15 protein-coding genes are annotated in these 16,268 nt (G+C 56.3%); 3 read left to right on the top strand and 12 right to left on the bottom strand.

The features are described from left to right. Positions 1-211 precede the first annotated feature (211 nt). The 3 genes from coaE to yacG are packed head-to-tail and all read left to right on the top strand — an operon-like array spanning position 212 to position 1,779. The gene (gene coaE / locus PU683_RS20275; RefSeq protein WP_277174432.1) at positions 212-832 is read left to right on the top strand and encodes a dephospho-CoA kinase; all 621 of its coding nucleotides are present in this window, start codon (positions 212-214) and stop codon (positions 830-832) included. Beyond that, complete coding sequence (gene zapD, locus PU683_RS20270; RefSeq protein WP_277174431.1) at positions 832-1,575, top strand: cell division protein ZapD; 744 nt, start codon at positions 832-834, stop codon at positions 1,573-1,575. The genes coaE and zapD overlap by 1 nt, the downstream gene beginning before the upstream one ends. A 9-nt stretch (positions 1,576-1,584) precedes the next feature. Next, positions 1,585-1,779, top strand: a complete 195-nt coding sequence (gene yacG, locus PU683_RS20265) for a DNA gyrase inhibitor YacG (protein ID WP_277174430.1) — start codon at positions 1,585-1,587, stop codon at positions 1,777-1,779. A 24-nt stretch (positions 1,780-1,803) separates the two neighbouring features. Here the strand turns inward: yacG and mutT are convergent, their stop codons facing one another. The 12 genes from mutT to murD form a co-directional block, all read right to left on the bottom strand. After that, positions 1,804-2,205: an 8-oxo-dGTP diphosphatase MutT gene (gene mutT, locus PU683_RS20260; RefSeq protein WP_277174429.1), complete on the bottom strand. Its 402-nt coding sequence runs from the start codon at positions 2,203-2,205 to the stop codon at positions 1,804-1,806. Between the two features lie 59 nt (positions 2,206-2,264). Beyond that, the gene (secA, locus tag PU683_RS20255) at positions 2,265-4,970 is read right to left on the bottom strand and encodes a preprotein translocase subunit SecA (protein WP_277174499.1); all 2,706 of its coding nucleotides are present in this window, start codon (positions 4,968-4,970) and stop codon (positions 2,265-2,267) included. A 55-nt stretch (positions 4,971-5,025) separates the two neighbouring features. Beyond that, positions 5,026-5,529, bottom strand: coding sequence for a secA translation cis-regulator SecM (gene secM / locus PU683_RS20250; protein WP_277174428.1), 504 nt, complete (start codon positions 5,527-5,529; stop codon positions 5,026-5,028). A 281-nt stretch (positions 5,530-5,810) separates the two neighbouring features. Beyond that, positions 5,811-6,728: a UDP-3-O-acyl-N-acetylglucosamine deacetylase gene (lpxC, locus tag PU683_RS20245; protein ID WP_023480366.1), complete on the bottom strand. Its 918-nt coding sequence runs from the start codon at positions 6,726-6,728 to the stop codon at positions 5,811-5,813. Between the two features lie 100 nt (positions 6,729-6,828). After that, the gene (gene ftsZ / locus PU683_RS20240) at positions 6,829-7,977 is read right to left on the bottom strand and encodes a cell division protein FtsZ (RefSeq protein WP_007373153.1); all 1,149 of its coding nucleotides are present in this window, start codon (positions 7,975-7,977) and stop codon (positions 6,829-6,831) included. Positions 7,978-8,091: 114 nt separating this feature from the next. Further along, positions 8,092-9,348 (bottom strand): cell division protein FtsA, encoded by a 1,257-nt coding sequence (gene ftsA, locus PU683_RS20235; protein WP_023480191.1) that lies wholly within the window; start codon positions 9,346-9,348, stop codon positions 8,092-8,094. Next, positions 9,345-10,196 carry a cell division protein FtsQ gene (gene ftsQ, locus PU683_RS20230; protein WP_277174427.1) on the bottom strand — a complete coding sequence of 284 codons (852 nt, stop codon included), beginning with the start codon at positions 10,194-10,196 and terminating at the stop codon, positions 9,345-9,347. The genes ftsA and ftsQ overlap by 4 nt, the downstream gene beginning before the upstream one ends. A 1-nt stretch (position 10,197) precedes the next feature. Continuing rightward, entirely contained in the window at positions 10,198-11,118 is a 921-nt protein-coding gene (locus PU683_RS20225; protein WP_277174426.1) for a D-alanine--D-alanine ligase, read from the bottom strand. Further along, positions 11,111-12,583: a UDP-N-acetylmuramate--L-alanine ligase gene (gene murC, locus PU683_RS20220; protein WP_277174425.1), complete on the bottom strand. Its 1,473-nt coding sequence runs from the start codon at positions 12,581-12,583 to the stop codon at positions 11,111-11,113. Before murC ends, PU683_RS20225 begins: the two co-directional genes overlap by 8 nt. 58 nt (positions 12,584-12,641) lie before the next feature. After that, a complete protein-coding gene (gene murG / locus PU683_RS20215) occupies positions 12,642-13,709 on the bottom strand; it encodes an undecaprenyldiphospho-muramoylpentapeptide beta-N-acetylglucosaminyltransferase (RefSeq protein ID WP_277174424.1) in 1,068 nt (355 codons plus the stop codon). Further along, positions 13,709-14,950, bottom strand: a complete 1,242-nt coding sequence (gene ftsW / locus PU683_RS20210; protein ID WP_277174423.1) for a cell division protein FtsW — start codon at positions 14,948-14,950, stop codon at positions 13,709-13,711. The genes murG and ftsW overlap by 1 nt, the downstream gene beginning before the upstream one ends. Beyond that, positions 14,950-16,266, bottom strand: a complete 1,317-nt coding sequence (gene murD, locus PU683_RS20205; RefSeq protein ID WP_277174422.1) for a UDP-N-acetylmuramoyl-L-alanine--D-glutamate ligase — start codon at positions 16,264-16,266, stop codon at positions 14,950-14,952. The genes ftsW and murD overlap by 1 nt, the downstream gene beginning before the upstream one ends. Between the last annotated feature and the right edge of the window lie 2 nt (positions 16,267-16,268).

Here is a 16,268-nt window from a genome sequence, read left to right as displayed (position 1 = left end):
CTACAATCCTATAAATTTACCTGGTGAATATGCCAGTTTCAGTTAATTGATTTCTTTATTGTCTGATTGATTTTCAACTTACTGATTCCTATAAATAAAAAAAGAGTGGCTTTGCTTTTTTTCACGCTAAGTCTGCTGCGGTTTCGTTGTGATGAGTGGCGAAAATAAGAGCAGAGAATGAGTCTGGCAGCCCCTTACAGGATTAAGCGTTATGAAGTATAAAGTCGCGTTAACGGGCGGTATTGGCAGCGGTAAAAGTACCGTGGCGGATGCTTTCGCCAAACAGGGCGTTAACGTTATCGACGCGGACGTTATTGCCCGCCAGGTAGTCGAACCTGGCACCCCTGCGCTACGCGCTATCGCCGGAAAGTTCGGCGATGAAATGATCCTCGCGGACGGTTCACTCAATCGTCGCTTACTGCGCGAACATATATTTGCCTCTGACGTTGATAAGCGCTGGCTCAACGGCTTGCTGCACCCGCTGATTCAACAAGAGACCGAGCGTCAGATGGCCCGGGTGACATCACCTTATGTATTGTGGGTCGTTCCGCTGCTGGTAGAGAACCAGCTTTATCACAAAGCCGATCGGGTATTAGTCATTGACGTTCCGGTTGAGACACAAATTTTACGCACCATGCGCCGTGACGGCGTGACCCGCGAACATGCTGAACAGATCCTCGCCGCGCAAGCCACGCGCGATGCGCGGCTTGCCGTCGCGGATGATGTCATTGACAATAATGGCGCACCAGATGCAATCGCATCGGATGTTGCCCGCCTGCACGCGCACTATCTCGCTCTCGGCGCGCAGGCCGTATCACAGGAAAAACCGTAATGCACACCCACGTCCTTTTTGAACATCCACTAAATGAAAAGATGCGCACCTGGCTGCGTGTTGAGTTCTTACTGCAACAACTCTCCGTCCATTTGCCCGTTAGCGACCATGCGGGCGCGCTGCACCTCTTCCGCAACGTGGGCGATCTGCTGGATGTATTCGAGCGCGGAGATACCCGCACTGAACTGTTGAAAGAGCTGGAGCGCCAGCAACGTAAGCTGCAAGCCTGGAGCGAAGTGCCGGGCGTGGATCCCAATCGTATTGAAGAGATCCGCCAACAACTCAAAGGAAGCGGAGCGGTGCTGATGAGTGCTCCGCGCATCGGTCAGATGTTACGTGAGGATCGGCTGATCGCGCTGGTACGCCAGCGTTTAAGCATTCCCGGCGGCTGCTGTAGCTTCGATCTGCCGACGCTGCATATGTGGTTACACTTACCGCAGGAGCAGCGTGATGCGCAGGTAAGTTACTGGCTGGAGAGCCTTGAGCCGCTGCGCGCTACCCTGACGTTAATCCTCGATCTGATCCGCAATGCTGCCCCCTATCGCCGCCAGACCAGCCTGAACGGTTTTTACCAGGATAACGGTGATGATGCCGATCTGCTGCGTCTGCAACTACCGCTTGAGGCGCGGCTCTACCCGCAAATCTCCGGCCATAAAAGCCGCTTTGCCATTCGTTTTATGCCCCTCGACAGCGAACACGGCACGGTGCCGGAGCGGCTCGATTTTGAATTAGCCTGCTGTTAAGGAACCCTGATGACTGAAAAGACAATTGTGAATTGCCCGACCTGCGGCAAACCAGTGGTATGGGGCGAAGAGAGCCCATTTCGCCCTTTTTGCTGCAAACGCTGCCAGCTTATTGACCTCGGCGAATGGGCTGCGGAAGAGAAACGTATCCCCAGCGCGGGCGATCTCTCTGACAGCGATGAGTGGAGCGAAGAGCAACAGTAATCTCTGGCGGCCCGCTGGCTGAAGTCAGCGGGTCTGGCTCTGCTGAATCAGTTTTGTAATGACCGGTTCGTTAGCCGGGGGAAAATCTTCTGCTTTCAGCGCGCTTTGCGCAATCCATTCGCCCGGCTGCCCCTCCTTACCCCATGGCTCGCCCTGCCATTTCTCCACCAGCCAGAACCAGAGCGTAATATGGCGGTCGGGGAATTGATACTCCAGCTTATCGAACAGCGTGGCACTTTGCGTGGTGATGCCCACCTCTTCCTGTAGCTCACGGATCATCGCCTGCTCCGGCGTTTCGCCCGCTTCGATTTTACCGCCGGGAAATTCGCGCATGTTTGCCATATGCGCATCGGCCCCACGCCGGGTAATAAAGATGTCGCCCTGCGGGTTACGAATAATACCGACGGCGATATTGAGTATTTTCATGCTGCTGACTCCATAAAAAAGGCGCAGAGATCTGCGCCTTTTTATCTGTTAATTAGCCGTTATGCGAGACGGCCATGGCACTGTTTATATTTCTTACCGGAACCGCACGGGCAAGGATCGTTACGGCCAACTTTGCGCTCGCCAGTTTGATCGGCAAGTGCAGCCGCAGCGGCGGCTTCATCATCCTGGTGGCTCAGTTGCTGCATCTGGGCCAGACGTTCGGCTTCTTCGCGGCGCTGCTGCTCCATCGCTTCCACCTCTTCCGGCATACGCACCTGTACCTTACTCAGGGTGCTGATCACTTCATACTTCAGCGACTCCAGCATCGCAGCGAACATGGCGAAGGATTCACGCTTGTACTCCTGCTTCGGATCTTTTTGCGCGTAGCCGCGCAGATGGATCCCCTGGCGCAGATAATCCATCGCCGCCAGGTGCTCTTTCCACAGGGAGTCGAGGGTTTGCAGCATGACGCCTTTTTCGAAGTGACGCATCATCTCCGCGCCAACCACTTCCTCTTTACGCTGGTAGGTCTCTACCGCGCTCTGCAGAATACGCTCACGCAGCGTCTCTTCATGCAGGTTGGGCTCTTTATCCAGCCATTCGGCAATCGGCAAATCGAGGTCGAAATCGTTTTTCAGACGCTCCTGCAGGCCAGGAACATCCCACATCTCTTCCAGGGACTGCGGCGGAATATGCCCGTCGATGGTTGCTTTGAAGACATCTTCACGAATGCTGTTGATGGTTTCGCTCACATCAGTCACATCCAGCAGTTCATTACGCTGGGTGTAGATTGCGCGACGCTGATCGTTCGCTACATCATCATATTCCAGCAGCTGCTTACGAATATCGAAGTTGCGGCTTTCAACTTTACGCTGTGCGTTGGCAATCGCTTTTGTTACCCACGGATGCTCAATCGCTTCGCCCGGCTTCATGCCAAGCTTGCGCATCATGCCGGAGACACGATCGGAGGCGAAAATACGCATCAACGCATCTTCCATCGAGAGGTAGAAACGGGAAGAGCCCGCATCGCCCTGACGGCCGGAACGGCCGCGCAGCTGGTTATCGATACGGCGTGATTCGTGGCGCTCGGTACCAATGATGTGCAGACCGCCCGATGCCAGCACCGCGTCATGGCGTTTCTGCCACTCGGCTTTCAGTTGTGCAACCTGTTCAGGAGTCGGATCCACAAGCTCGGCCAGCTCAGACTGCCAGCTGCCGCCAAGCACGATATCAGTACCACGGCCCGCCATGTTAGTGGCAATAGTGACCGCGCCCGGATAACCGGCCTGCGCTACGATATCCGCCTCTTTGGCGTGGAATTTGGCGTTCAGAACGTTGTGTTTGATGCCCGCTTTGGTTAACTCATTCGATACCACTTCTGACTTTTCAATCGAGATGGTGCCGACCAGCACCGGCTGACCATTGGCGGTACGCTCTTTGATATCTTCGATGATCGCCTGAATTTTTTCCGCTTCGGTCATATAGACCAGATCCGCCATATCTTTACGGATCATTGGGCGGTTGGTCGGCACAACCACCGTATCCAGTTTGTAGATAGAGCTGAATTCGAACGCTTCGGTATCTGCCGTACCGGTCATACCGGCCAGCTTTTCATACAGACGGAAGTAGTTCTGGAAAGTGATGGAAGCCAGAGTCTGGTTTTCATTCTGGATCTCTACGCCTTCTTTGGCTTCAACGGCCTGATGCAGGCCATCGGACCAGCGGCGGCCCTGCATGGTACGGCCGGTGTGCTCATCAACGATGATCACTTCACCCTCTTTAACGATGTAGTCAACATCGCGAGTAAAGAGCACATGGGCGCGCAGCGCGGCGGTAACGTGATGCATCAGCATGATGTTGGTCGGAGAGTAAAGGGACTCCCCCTCCTCCATGATGCCCTCTTTCACCAGCAGCTCTTCAATCAGCACCAGACCGCGCTCAGTCAGGGTAACCTGACGCGCTTTCTCGTCGACTGAGAAGTGGCCTTCGCCCTGGAAGGTGTCAGAATCCTCTTTCTCCTGGCGCACCAGGTGAGGGATGATTTTGTTCACTTTTTTGTAGAGGTCGGAGCTATCTTCCGCCGGACCAGAGATGATAAGCGGCGTACGCGCTTCATCGATCAGGATGGAGTCCACCTCATCCACCAGCGCATAGTGCAGCTTACGCTGGACGCGCTCTTCAGGGCTGAACGCCATGTTGTCACGCAGGTAGTCGAAGCCATATTCGTTATTGGTGCCGTAGGTGATATCAGCAGCATAAGCTTCGCGTTTGGCAACAGACGGCATGCCCGGCAGGTTGATGCCGACGGTCAGGCCGAGGAATTCGAACAGTGGACGGTTGTTTTCGGCATCACGCTGCGCCAGATAGTCGTTGACGGTCACCACGTGCACGCCTTTGCCGCTCAGCGCGTTCAGATAAGCCGGCAGGGTTGCGGTCAGGGTTTTACCTTCACCGGTACGCATCTCGGCGATGCAGCGATCGTTGAGCACCATACCGCCGAGCAGCTGCACATCAAAGTGGCGCATACCGAAGACACGTTTACTGGCTTCGCGTACGACCGCAAAGGCTTCTGGCAGCAGGGAATCGACGCTTTCGCCCTTTTCAAGACGCGCGCGGAACTCTACCGTCTTGCCTTTCAGCTCATCATCGCTGAGCTTCTCAAGGGCCGGTTCCATGGCGTTGATCTGGTTGACGGTTTTACGCATACGACGCAGCGTACGATCGTTGCGGCTACCGAATACTTTTGTTAACAAATTTAGCATGATAAAAATCTCTGATACTCCGCTCAGCGAAGCGAAAAAAAATGGATGAATGTTCTTTTTAGCTGAGGGAGTATGGCCCGGCGCGGATACCCTGCGCCTGGCTAATCCAGTTGGAGACACTGAACGTTGTGTAAGGTGTAGAGGCGAGGCGAGCCGCAAGGCGTACAATCGCCGGCGGCTTGCTTTCAACGTTAAGTAGCGCGCTTAACGTATCGAGCAGGGCAAGATGGTGTGCCTGAATCGGTAAAGGCTCTTCCGTTGCAGCGGCCAGCGTTTGCGGTGACATGGCGAACGAAAGATGACGAATAACTGTGCGGATAGCGTGCTGATGCCAGTAATCGACGGTGAAGTTCGGGCGGCGTTTCGCTTCCAGCAGCGCGAGGCTGGTAAAATTCGCCGTAGTCGCCGAATCGTGATTGCGCGTCGTTTCGCGCGTGGCATGAGTTTCGGTATTACTGACGAGCGCGGGCAAGCCAAAACTTGCCGCGACCATCCCTAATAAGAGATGCGGCCAGAAATAGCGTCTGCCAAATTGTCGCCAACGCGTCAGAATTCCGCTCACTTGCTCCACCAAAAAAGACGCGTCCTTGATTTTGCGTCTATGAAAGTCGATTGCGCACAAATCTTATCACTAATGCGGCCGCCACACAGCAGGAAACAGGGCTGACGCGTGTTAAAACTGGCGAGGAAAGCAGCAATCAAACGCAGACTTTCGGCGTTGAAAAGCTTTCCGGGAAGATCGATCGTGAAGAGAGGTTTTTGCGGCGCGCAAAAAGAAAAACGACTGGTTCCCCTGACCGGAGAGAGTGCCAGGTTAACCAGTCGATTTTTTAGGTTATGGCGTTATGCCAGAACCATTGAAGGTGCTTTGAATGCCAGCGGCAGTTCAGCTTCGTCTTCGAAGGTCACATATTCCCAGGCTTCCTGTTTTGCCAGCACAGCCTGCAGAAGTTTGTTGTTCAGCGCATGACCGGATTTATAGGCGGTAAACGCACCGATAATGTTGTGACCACACATAAAGAGGTCGCCGATTGCATCCAGCATTTTATGGCGCACGAACTCATCTTCGAAACGCAGGCCATCTTCGTTCAGTACGCGATAATCGTCAACTACGATGGCACAATCGAAGCTTCCGCCCAGGCACAGGCCGCGGGACTGAAGGTATTCGATATCGCGCATGAAACCGAAGGTACGCGCGCGGCTAATCTGGCGCATAAATGCGTCGGCAGAGAAGTTCATCGCGTAGCGTTGCGTGCTGGCATCAATCGCCGGGTGGTTAAAGTCGATGGTGAAATCGAGTGTAAAACCGTTATGCGGTTTAAACTCGGCCCACTTATCGCCATCTTCAACGCGTACCGTCTCTTTGATGCGAACGAATTTCTTGGCGCTGTTCAGCTCCTCGACCCCTGCGTCAAGCAACAGGTATACGAACGGTGCTGCACTGCCATCCATAATTGGAATTTCCGGTGCATCGACTTCGACAATAATATTGTCGATACCCAGCCCCGCCAGAGCCGCATTTAAGTGCTCGACGGTGGAAATCCGCACGTCATGCTCGTTGACCAGACAAGTACAGAGCATAGTATCACGCACAGATTTAGCATCAGCCGGAAAGTCTACCGGTGGATTTAAGTCAGTGCGACGATAGATGACCCCGGTATTTGCCGGCGCAGGGCGCAACGTCAGTGTGACTTTCTTGCCGGTATGTAAACCGACACCAGTCGCCTGAACGATACGTTTAAGAGTCCTTTGTTTGATCATCGTATAATCTCGCCTTATTACCAATCCAACCAAATTGTATAACACAATGGGTGGGCCAGTTTAGCACAAAGAGCGAACATGCCCAACTTCCAGTAAATTCTTAGTCCGCCTGCTTACGCAGAAACGCCGGAATATCCAGATAATCGGGCTCTTTTGTGGTCTGCGGCGTATTGTCGTTAACCACTTTCGCCGGCTTCTGCTCCTGCTGCATCGGCTGCATGCCGTGCTGCTGGTAGCGATCCATCACTGGCTGCTGCGCCTGCTTGTTAGTTACCAGCGTGATCTCAGGACGCTTGTCCATACCAATACCGGTGGCAACAACGGTCACACGCAGTTCGTCGTTCATATCCGGGTCAAGAGAAGTACCGATAACCACCGTCGCGTTGTCAGAAGCGAACGCACGGATAGTGTTACCGACGGTCTCAAACTCATCCAGACGCAGGTCGAAGCCCGCGGTGATGTTAACCAGCACACCACGCGCGCCAGAGAGGTCGATATCTTCCAGCAGCGGGCTGGAGATCGCCATTTCTGCCGCTTCTTCCGCACGATCTTCACCGCTTGCCACACCGGAGCCCATCATCGCGTAGCCCATTTCGGACATCACGGTGCGCACATCGGCGAAGTCAACGTTCATCAGACCCGGACGGGTAATCAGCTCGGCAATACCCTGCACCGCGCCTTTCAGCACGTCGTTTGCCGCGCCGAAGGCGTCGAGCAGAGAGATACCGCGACCCAGCACTTTCAGCAGCTTATCGTTCGGGATAGTGATCAGGGAATCGACATGTTTTGAGAGCTCAGTAATACCCTGCTCTGCAAAAGCCATGCGCTTCTTGCCTTCAAAGTTGAACGGCTTGGTCACCACCGCAACGGTCAGAATGCCTAAGTCTTTAGCGACTTCAGCTACCACAGGTGCCGCACCGGTACCGGTACCGCCACCCATGCCCGCTGCGATAAAGACCATGTCAGCGCCTTCAAGCGCAGCGCGCAGCGCTTCACGATCTTCTTCAGCCGCATTACGACCCACTTCAGGGTTAGCCCCTGCGCCCAGACCTTTGGTGATACCGCCACCGATCTGGATAGTCTGCCCTACCGCCGTTTTACGCAACGCCTGGGCGTCGGTATTCACTGCGAAGAACTCAACCCCTTCGATGCGCTCGCGCACCATATGCTCTACGGCATTACCGCCGCCGCCACCGACGCCGATGACTTTAATCACCGCGTCGTTGGTTAATTCCATTGGTTCAAACATAATCTCTCTCCGTCTTTACGCCTCATCCACCGGACAGCCCGTGGGCCGCTTATCAGGATTGGCGTATGTGCCTGTCGCCTGAAACCGCTAATTTTCTACGGTCTCTGAAAAAAATTAAAACTCTTTTCGCAGCCAGCTGTTGATTCGTTTGAACCACGAACCGACTGACGTCCGCTTTTCCACTTCCGCTTCACCACTTAAATGGGTCTCTTTCCCGTAGTGCAGCAACCCAACCGCCGTAGAGTAATACGGCTCCTGGGCATAATCAGTTAAGCCAGTAATATTAAGCGGTGCACCAATACGCACCTGCGTATGGAACACACGTTGCGCGCAGGCCGCCAGACCTTCAATCTGCGCCGCGCCGCCGGTTAATACAATCCCCGCCGCAAGATGATGTTTCACTCCCTGCTGGCGAAGCTGCTCCTGCAGCTGCAATATTTCGTCGTTGACCAGGTTGAGCAGCTCGGTATAACGCGGCTCAATCACATCTGCCAGCGTCTGGCGCTGCAGGCTGCGCGGCGGTCGACCGCCTACGCTCGGCACTTCAACGCTCTCATCTTTACCCACCAGCGATCCCAGCGCGCAACCGTGGCGAACTTTAATCGCTTCCGCATCGCTCGGCGGTGTGCCGAAGGCGTAGGCGATATCGCTGGTCACCACGTTCCCTGCGTAAGGGATCACTTTAGTGTGACGTAGCGCGCCGCCGGTATACACGGCCATGTCCATTGTACCACCGCCAATGTCAACGACGCAGACGCCCAGTTCGCGTTCATCTTCCGTCAATACCGAATAGCTGGATGCCAGCCCGGCAAAGATAAGTTGGTCAACTTTCAAACCACATCGTTCAACGGCTTTAACGATGTTTTTCGCCATATCGTTATGGCAAGTAATCAGGTGTACTTTCGCCTGCATGCGCACGCCGGAAAGGCCTACCGGGTTTTTAATCCCCTCCTGGTAGTCAATGGCGTACTCCTGCGGAATCACGTGCAGCACGCGATGTTCATCGCGTACGCGGACTGATTTCGCGGTATGCACCACGTTTTCCACATCTTCCAGCGTCACTTCTTCTTCTGAAATCGGCACCATACCAATTTCGTTCTGGCAACTAATGTGTTTCCCCGAGAGCGCAAGGTAGACCGAGGAGATCTGGCAATCGGCCATCAGTTCGGCCTGATCGATAGCGCGCTGTACGCACTTCACCACCGACTCCAGATCGTTCACTCCGCCTTTGTCCATCCCACGGGATGGGCAACTGCCTACGCCAATGATATTCACAATACCGTCGGGCAGAACTTCCCCTACTAAAGCGGCGACCTTCGCGGTGCCAATCTCCAGTCCAACTACCAGTTTTCTGTCCGTCGCCTTGATCATTGTTGCTCTGCCTGTGCCTGATTCTGTTGTGCCTGATTTTGCTGCTGATCCGGTTGTTCCTGTACAGGGGCAGGCTTCCAGCCTACCGCCGCGCCTGAGTCATAGCGCAAATCCACGTAATTTATCTCTTTGCCATCCGTCTGGGCCTGCTGCTGCAGCACCGGGTAGAGTTCAACAAAGCGCGCCAGACGTTTCATCGTATCGCCACGGCCCAGGTTGAGCTTGATATCATTGCTCAACGTTACCTGCCAGGAGCGCCGCGCGGTCATCGCCGCTTCTTTCAGCGTGAACTTGTCCTTTGCCAGCACCTGTCCCATATCACGGTATCCCTGCAGCACTTCGTTTTCACTGCCTTCCGGACCATACAGCATCGGCAGTATCTGCTTGCTGGTGCGTTCCGCCGGTACGCTAAAGGCGTTGCCGTCCGCATCAACCATATGCTGGTCATTCCACCGCGCTATGGGCACATATTCAACCAGATGAATCTTCAATTCGTCCGGCCACTGCTTTCTTACGCTCGCCTGCTTGATCCACGGCAGGCGCTCAATCTGGCTCTGAATGATATTCACATCCTGAGACATAAAGGTCCCGGGTGCGCCAAGTGCCAGAATGGACTGGCGAATATCATCATTGCGCGTGTAGTGACGATCGCCGGTTAACACCAGCTTCGACAGCGGCAACCGCTGCGCGTCATCCATCCAGCCGAGTACGATCCAGCCACTCACCAACACGGTGCACAGTACCGTCAACAGGAACACAATGCCGGCAAGGCGCGTTCCATTGTTGCGGCGGGAGGTAGTTACCGCCTCCGCTTCGCGATTTCGCGTGTTCAGCGCAGCCTGAGACATATCACTCCGCCAGTTCCAGAATACGAACCACAAGCTGGGTGAAGCTCAGCCCAGCCTGACGCGCCGCCATCGGCACCAGGCTATGGCTGGTCATACCCGGCGAGGTATTCGCTTCCAGCAGATAAAATTGACCATCGCTGTCGAGCATTGCATCGATTCGCCCCCAGCCGCGGCAGCCTAAAACCTGCCACGCTTTGGCGATCAGCGCCTGTAAAGCCGCTTCCCGCTCTGCTTCCAGACCTGATGGACAGAAATACTGCGTCTCATCAGAGAGATACTTCGCCTCATAATCATAGAAGATTCCCGCCGGTTGAATGCGAATCGACGGTAAAATTTCATTTCCAAGCAACGCGACGGTAAATTCCGGGCCACTGAGCCATTTTTCGATCAGAACTTCATCATCGTGTTGAAAAGCAAGTGCTAAAGCCGCATCCAGATCGCTACTTTCGTTGACCTTCGACATCCCGACGCTGGAGCCTTCACGGCCTGGCTTCACAATCAGGGGCAGGCCCAACGCTGCAATGCTTTCAATATCAGTCGCTTGTAAGCCTGTTTCAAACTCATCGCGCGTCAGCGCAACCCACGGGGCAACCGGTAAACCTGCGCCCTGCCACAGTAGTTTGCTGCGCAGTTTATCCATTGAAATCGCAGACGCCATCACGCCGCTGCCGGTGTAGGGCATGCCGGTCAGCTCCAGCAGCCCCTGCAGGGTGCCATCTTCACCGCCGCGGCCGTGCAGCGCGATAAACGCTTTACTAAAGCCCATCTCTTTCAGGCGGGTTACGTCAACCTCGCGCGGATCGATCGCGTGGGCGTCAACGCCGCCTTCACGCAACCCGGCAAGCACCGCCGCGCCTGAATTAAGCGATACATCGCGCTCGGCGGAAGTGCCACCCAGCAGAACGGCAACTTTCTCAGCCACGCTGCACCTCCTCGCTCTGCGGTACCAGTTTGCACTGCGCGAGGCTGCGGGCGATCTTGCCGATATTGCCTGCACCCTGAATCAGGATCAGATCGTTGCCGGTCAGCACCGGCGCCAGCATCGCCGCCACCTGTTCCGGATCGGAAACAAGGATCGGGTCGATCTTGCCGCGACCGCGGATCGTGCGGCACAGCGAGCGGCTATCAGCTCCCGGGATCGCCGTTTCGCCCGCCGGGTAAACTTCCAGCATCAGCAGCTTATCCACCTGCGTCAGCACGTTGGCGAAATCGTCATAGAGATCGCGGGTACGCGTATAGCGGTGAGGCTGGAAAATCATCACCAGATTTTTATCCGGCCAGCCGGCGCGCGCAGCTTTGATCGTCGCGTCCACTTCCGTTGGATGGTGGCCGTAATCATCAACCAGCATCGCGCTGCCGCTGTTGCCATTCACCGCTTCCAGCGGGAACTCGCCGAGGAAATCGAAGCGGCGGCCGGTGCCCTGGAAGCTCTCCAGCGCGCGCAGAATCGCCTCGTCGTCAATCCCCTCTTCCGTCGCCACGGCAACCGCCGCTGCGGCATTCAGCGCATTGTGGCGCCCCGGCGCGTTGAGCGTCACGCGCAGCGCAGGTTTATCCTGGCGCACCAGCGTAAAGTGGCCCTGCGGCCCCTGCTGGCGGTACTCTTCGACTCGCACATCCGCGTCGTCGCTAAATCCATAGGTGGTGATCTGACGTCCGACGCGCGGCAGCAGCTCGCGGATCACCGGATCGTCAACACACATCACCGCACGGCCATAAAATGGCAGGTTGTGCAGGAAGTTGATAAACGTCGTTTTCAAATTCTCGAAGTCGCCCTGGTAAGTATCCATATGATCAGCTTCGATATTGGTCACAATCGCCACCATCGGTTGCAGATGCAGGAAAGAGGCATCACTCTCATCCGCTTCCGCAATCAGATAACGGCTATGGCCCAGGCGCGCGTGCACCCCGGCCGCTTTTACCAGCCCGCCGTTGACGAAGGTCGGATCCAGGCCCGCTTCCGCGTAGATACTGGAGACCATAGCGGTAGTGGTCGTCTTTCCGTGCGTCCCGGCGATAGCGATGCCGTGACGAAAACGCATCAATTCAGCCAGCATCTCCGCGCGGCGGATCACCGGGATACGCGCTTCCTGTGCGGCAACGATCTCCGGGTTATCGGCAGAGATCGCGCTGGAGACCACAACAACGCTCGCATCAAGCACATTTTCCGGGCGATGGTTGAAGTAGATGGTGGCACCAAGGGACGTCAGCTGCTGCGTCACCGGGTTTGGCGCTAAATCAGAACCGCTAATCTGGTAGCCTTCGTTGGCCAGCACTTCGGCAATACCGCCCATGCCGGCACCGCCGATGCCAACGAAGTGAATGTGCCGGACGCGACGCATCTCGGGCACGATTAAACGCAGTTTCGCAAGTTCTTGTGTATTCATTTTCTAAACGCCATCAACTTCTAAAAATTGGCGCGACGCAAACAGGCGTCGCCACGATTTACCCTTGAGCCGCAAGGCTCACTTCATGCGCTACCCGCTCGGTAGCGTCGGGGATGGCTGCCGCGCGCGCGCGTTCCGCCATCTCTCTTAATGCTTCACGATCCCAGCCCGCAAGCGTTGCTGCTACGGCATCAACGGTAAACTGCGGCTGTTCGAGGATCTTCGCCGCGCCCACTTTCTCCAGCGGCAGGGCATTCCAGTACTGCTGTCTGTCTTTATGCTGAAACGGCACAAACAGCGCTGGCAGACCGGCAGCGGCGATTTCGCTCACCGTCAGCGCGCCGGAGCGGCAAACGACCACATCCGCCCACGCGTAGGCTTTAGCCATATCGTCAATAAATTCAGTAACTTTATGCTGCGCCTGACCCGCAGTGGCATACGCCTGTTCAACGTCCTGCTGCGCACCTTTCCCGCTCTGATGCCAGATGGTAAACGCCGCGCCCAGTTTAGCCGCTACCTGCGGCATGGTCTGGTTGAGCACGCGCGCGCCCTGCGATCCGCCAACCACCAGCACGCGAATTGGCCCTTCGCGGCCCGGCAGGCGCATCTGCGGCAGCGGCAGCGCCAGCACATCGACGCGTACCGGGTTACCCACGACTTCCGCTTTTGGAAATGCGCCGGGAAACGCCTGCATCACTTTGGTGGCGATCTTCGCCAGCCACTTGTTGGTCAAGCCTGCAATACCGTTCTGCTCATGCAGGACTACCGGGATACCGAGCGACCAGGCGGCAAGACCGCCGGGGCCGGAGACATATCCGCCCATGCCCAGCACCACGTCCGGCTTGAAGCGCTGCATAATCGCGCGCGCCTGACGCCAGGCGTTAAAGATCCGCACCGGCGCGAGCAGCAGCGCTTTCAGCCCTTTACCGCGCAGGCCGGAGATGCGGATGAAGTCGATATCAATGCCGTGTTTCGGCACCAGGTCAGCCTCCATACGATCGGCGGTTCCGAGCCAGCGTACTTGCCAGCCTTGATCCATCAAATGGTGCGCCACGGCGAGACCGGGGAAAACATGCCCGCCGGTTCCGCCTGCCATCACCATTAACCGCTTAGGTTGACCACTCATCACACACCTCGTGTAAACGCCTGAGCTTTCTTCAGACGCGTTTCATAATCTATCCGTAGTAACAGCGTAATCGCCGTTGACATAATCAATAAACTGGAGCCGCCATAACTGATCAGCGGCAGGGTTAAGCCTTTGGTCGGCAGCATACCCGCTGCCGCACCGACGTTAACCAGCGCCTGGAAGCTAAACCAGATACCTATAGAGCAGGCAAGGAAACCGGAGAAGCGGTGGTCAATCTCCAGCGCTTTTCTGCCGATGGACATGGCGCGGAAAGCGACGAAGAATACCATTAAAAGTGCGGCTACCACACCGATATAACCGAGTTCTTCGCCGATGATGGAGAAGATAAAGTCGGTGTGCGCTTCCGGCAGATACTCCAGCTTCTGCACCGAGTTGCCGAGCCCCTGCCCCCACAGCTCGCCGCGGCCAAACGCCATCAGCGACTGGGTTAACTGATAACCGCTGCCAAACGGATCTTCCCACGGGTTCCAGAAAGAGGTTACGCGGCGAATACGATAGGGTTCGGCGAGGATCAGCAGCACTACCGCCGAGATACCCATACCGATAATGGCGATGAACTGCCACAGCTTCGCACCCGCGAGGAACAGCATCGCCAGCGTGGTAATAAACAGCACCACCACTGTACCGAGGTCAGGCTGCGCCAGCAGCAGGATCGCCAGAACCAGGATCACTCCCATCGGTTTTAAGAAGCCGCGCAGGTTATTACGCACCTCATCCACTTTGCGCACCAGGTAGTTCGCCAGGTAGCAGAAGAGCGACAGCTTGGTGAACTCCGCAGGCTGGAAGCGCATGATCCCGAGGTCAATCCAGCGCGACGCACCGTTAATCGAGCTCCCGACCACCAGCACCACTAACAACATAATGATTGCGGCGATCAGCATCACCGAGCTGTACTTCTGCCAGAACTCCATCGGCAGGCGCAGCGTGATCATCGCCATACAGAACGACAGGAACAGATAGAGCCCGTGGCGTTTGGCGAAGAAGAAGGGATCGTCCGTCAGCCGCTGACCAACCGGCATCGACGCCGAGGTCACCATGATGAAGCCGATCGCCGCCAGGCCCAGCGTCAACCACAGCAGCGTGCGGTCGTACATCACCAGGCTGTCGGTATCTTTCTGTCGCGAGCCCATGACCCAGCCTTTCAATGCCGCAAACAGCCACGCCAGGATCCCATAACCTGGCAGACGCGGCATTCTCGGGCGGGGAAGCGTTAAACGCATTAGCCTAACTCCTGCGCCAGACGGGTGAACTGGTCACCCCGTTGTTCGAAATTCTTAAACTGATCGAGGCTGGCACAGGCCGGCGACAGCAGCACCATATCGCCCGGCTGCACGCGCGCGGCAATTAAGCGCATCGCCTGATCCAGTGTTTCAGTCTGCTCAGCCACATCCGGGCGTAGGGCAGCCAGCTCAGCGCCATCGCGTCCGAAGCAGTAAAGACGGATACGCTCGCCACCCAGGTAGCGCTTCAGCGGCGAGAAGTCAGCCGATTTACCATCACCACCCAGCAGCAGATGCAGCGTACCTTCCACTTGCAGGCCATTAAGCGCCGCTTCGGTGCTGCCGACGTTGGTCGCTTTGGAGTCATTGATCCAGCGCACACCGTTATGCTCGAAAGCCAGCTGGAAACGGTGCGCCAGCCCGCCAAAGGTGGTCAGCGCCTTCAGGCTGCTGGCGCGCGGTAAACCGGCCGCGTCCGCCAGCGCCAGCGCCGCCAGCGCGTTGGTGTAGTTGTGCTGGCCGCTCAGTTTCATCTCTGTGACGTTCAGCACCTTCTCACCCTTTACCCGCAGCCAGATTTCGCCCTGCTGGCGGTTGAGGTGATAATCACCGACGTCCACACCAAAGCTGACGCAGCGCTCATCGGCACCGCGAACCGGCATGGTCAGGGCATCATCGGCATTGACCACGCACACTTTGGCGTTTTCATAGATACGCAGTTTGGCGGCGCGGTACTGCTGCAGGCCAAACGGGTAGCGATCCATATGATCTTCAGTAACGTTGAGAATGGTTGCCGCCACGGCGTGCAGGCTGGAGGTCGTTTCCAGCTGGAAGCTGGAGAGTTCCAGCACATACAGCTCGCGCGCCTCATCCAGCAGCATCAGCGCCGGCAGGCCAATATTGCCGCCAACGCCAACATTTTTACCGGCCGCTTCCGCCATTTCACCCACCAGTTTGGTGACGGTACTTTTACCATTCGAACCGGTAATGGCGATGATTGGCGCCTGCGCTTCACGGCAGAAGAGTTCGATATCACCGACAATCTCGACGCCCGCCTCCGCCGCCGCGCTGAGCGACGGGTGCGCCAGCGCCATACCAGGGCTTGCGACAATCAGATCGGCGCTCTGTAACCAGCTATCGTTAAGACTACCAAGATGGCGCTCGACCGTTTCCGGCAGCTTATCCAGCCCCGGCGGCGACGTGCGGGTATCCATCACTTTTGGCGTGACGCCGCGCGCGAGGAAAAAGTCCACGCAGGAAAGGCCCGTCAGGCCTAAACCGATAATGACGACTTTTTTACCCTGGTAATCTGCCATGA

It is taken from the genome of Candidatus Kosakonia sp. 282A-S69 (genome assembly GCF_029433855.1).
Taxonomy (GTDB): domain Bacteria; phylum Pseudomonadota; class Gammaproteobacteria; order Enterobacterales; family Enterobacteriaceae; genus Kosakonia; species Kosakonia cowanii_A.
This window is presented reverse-complemented; position numbering and strand designations above follow the sequence as displayed.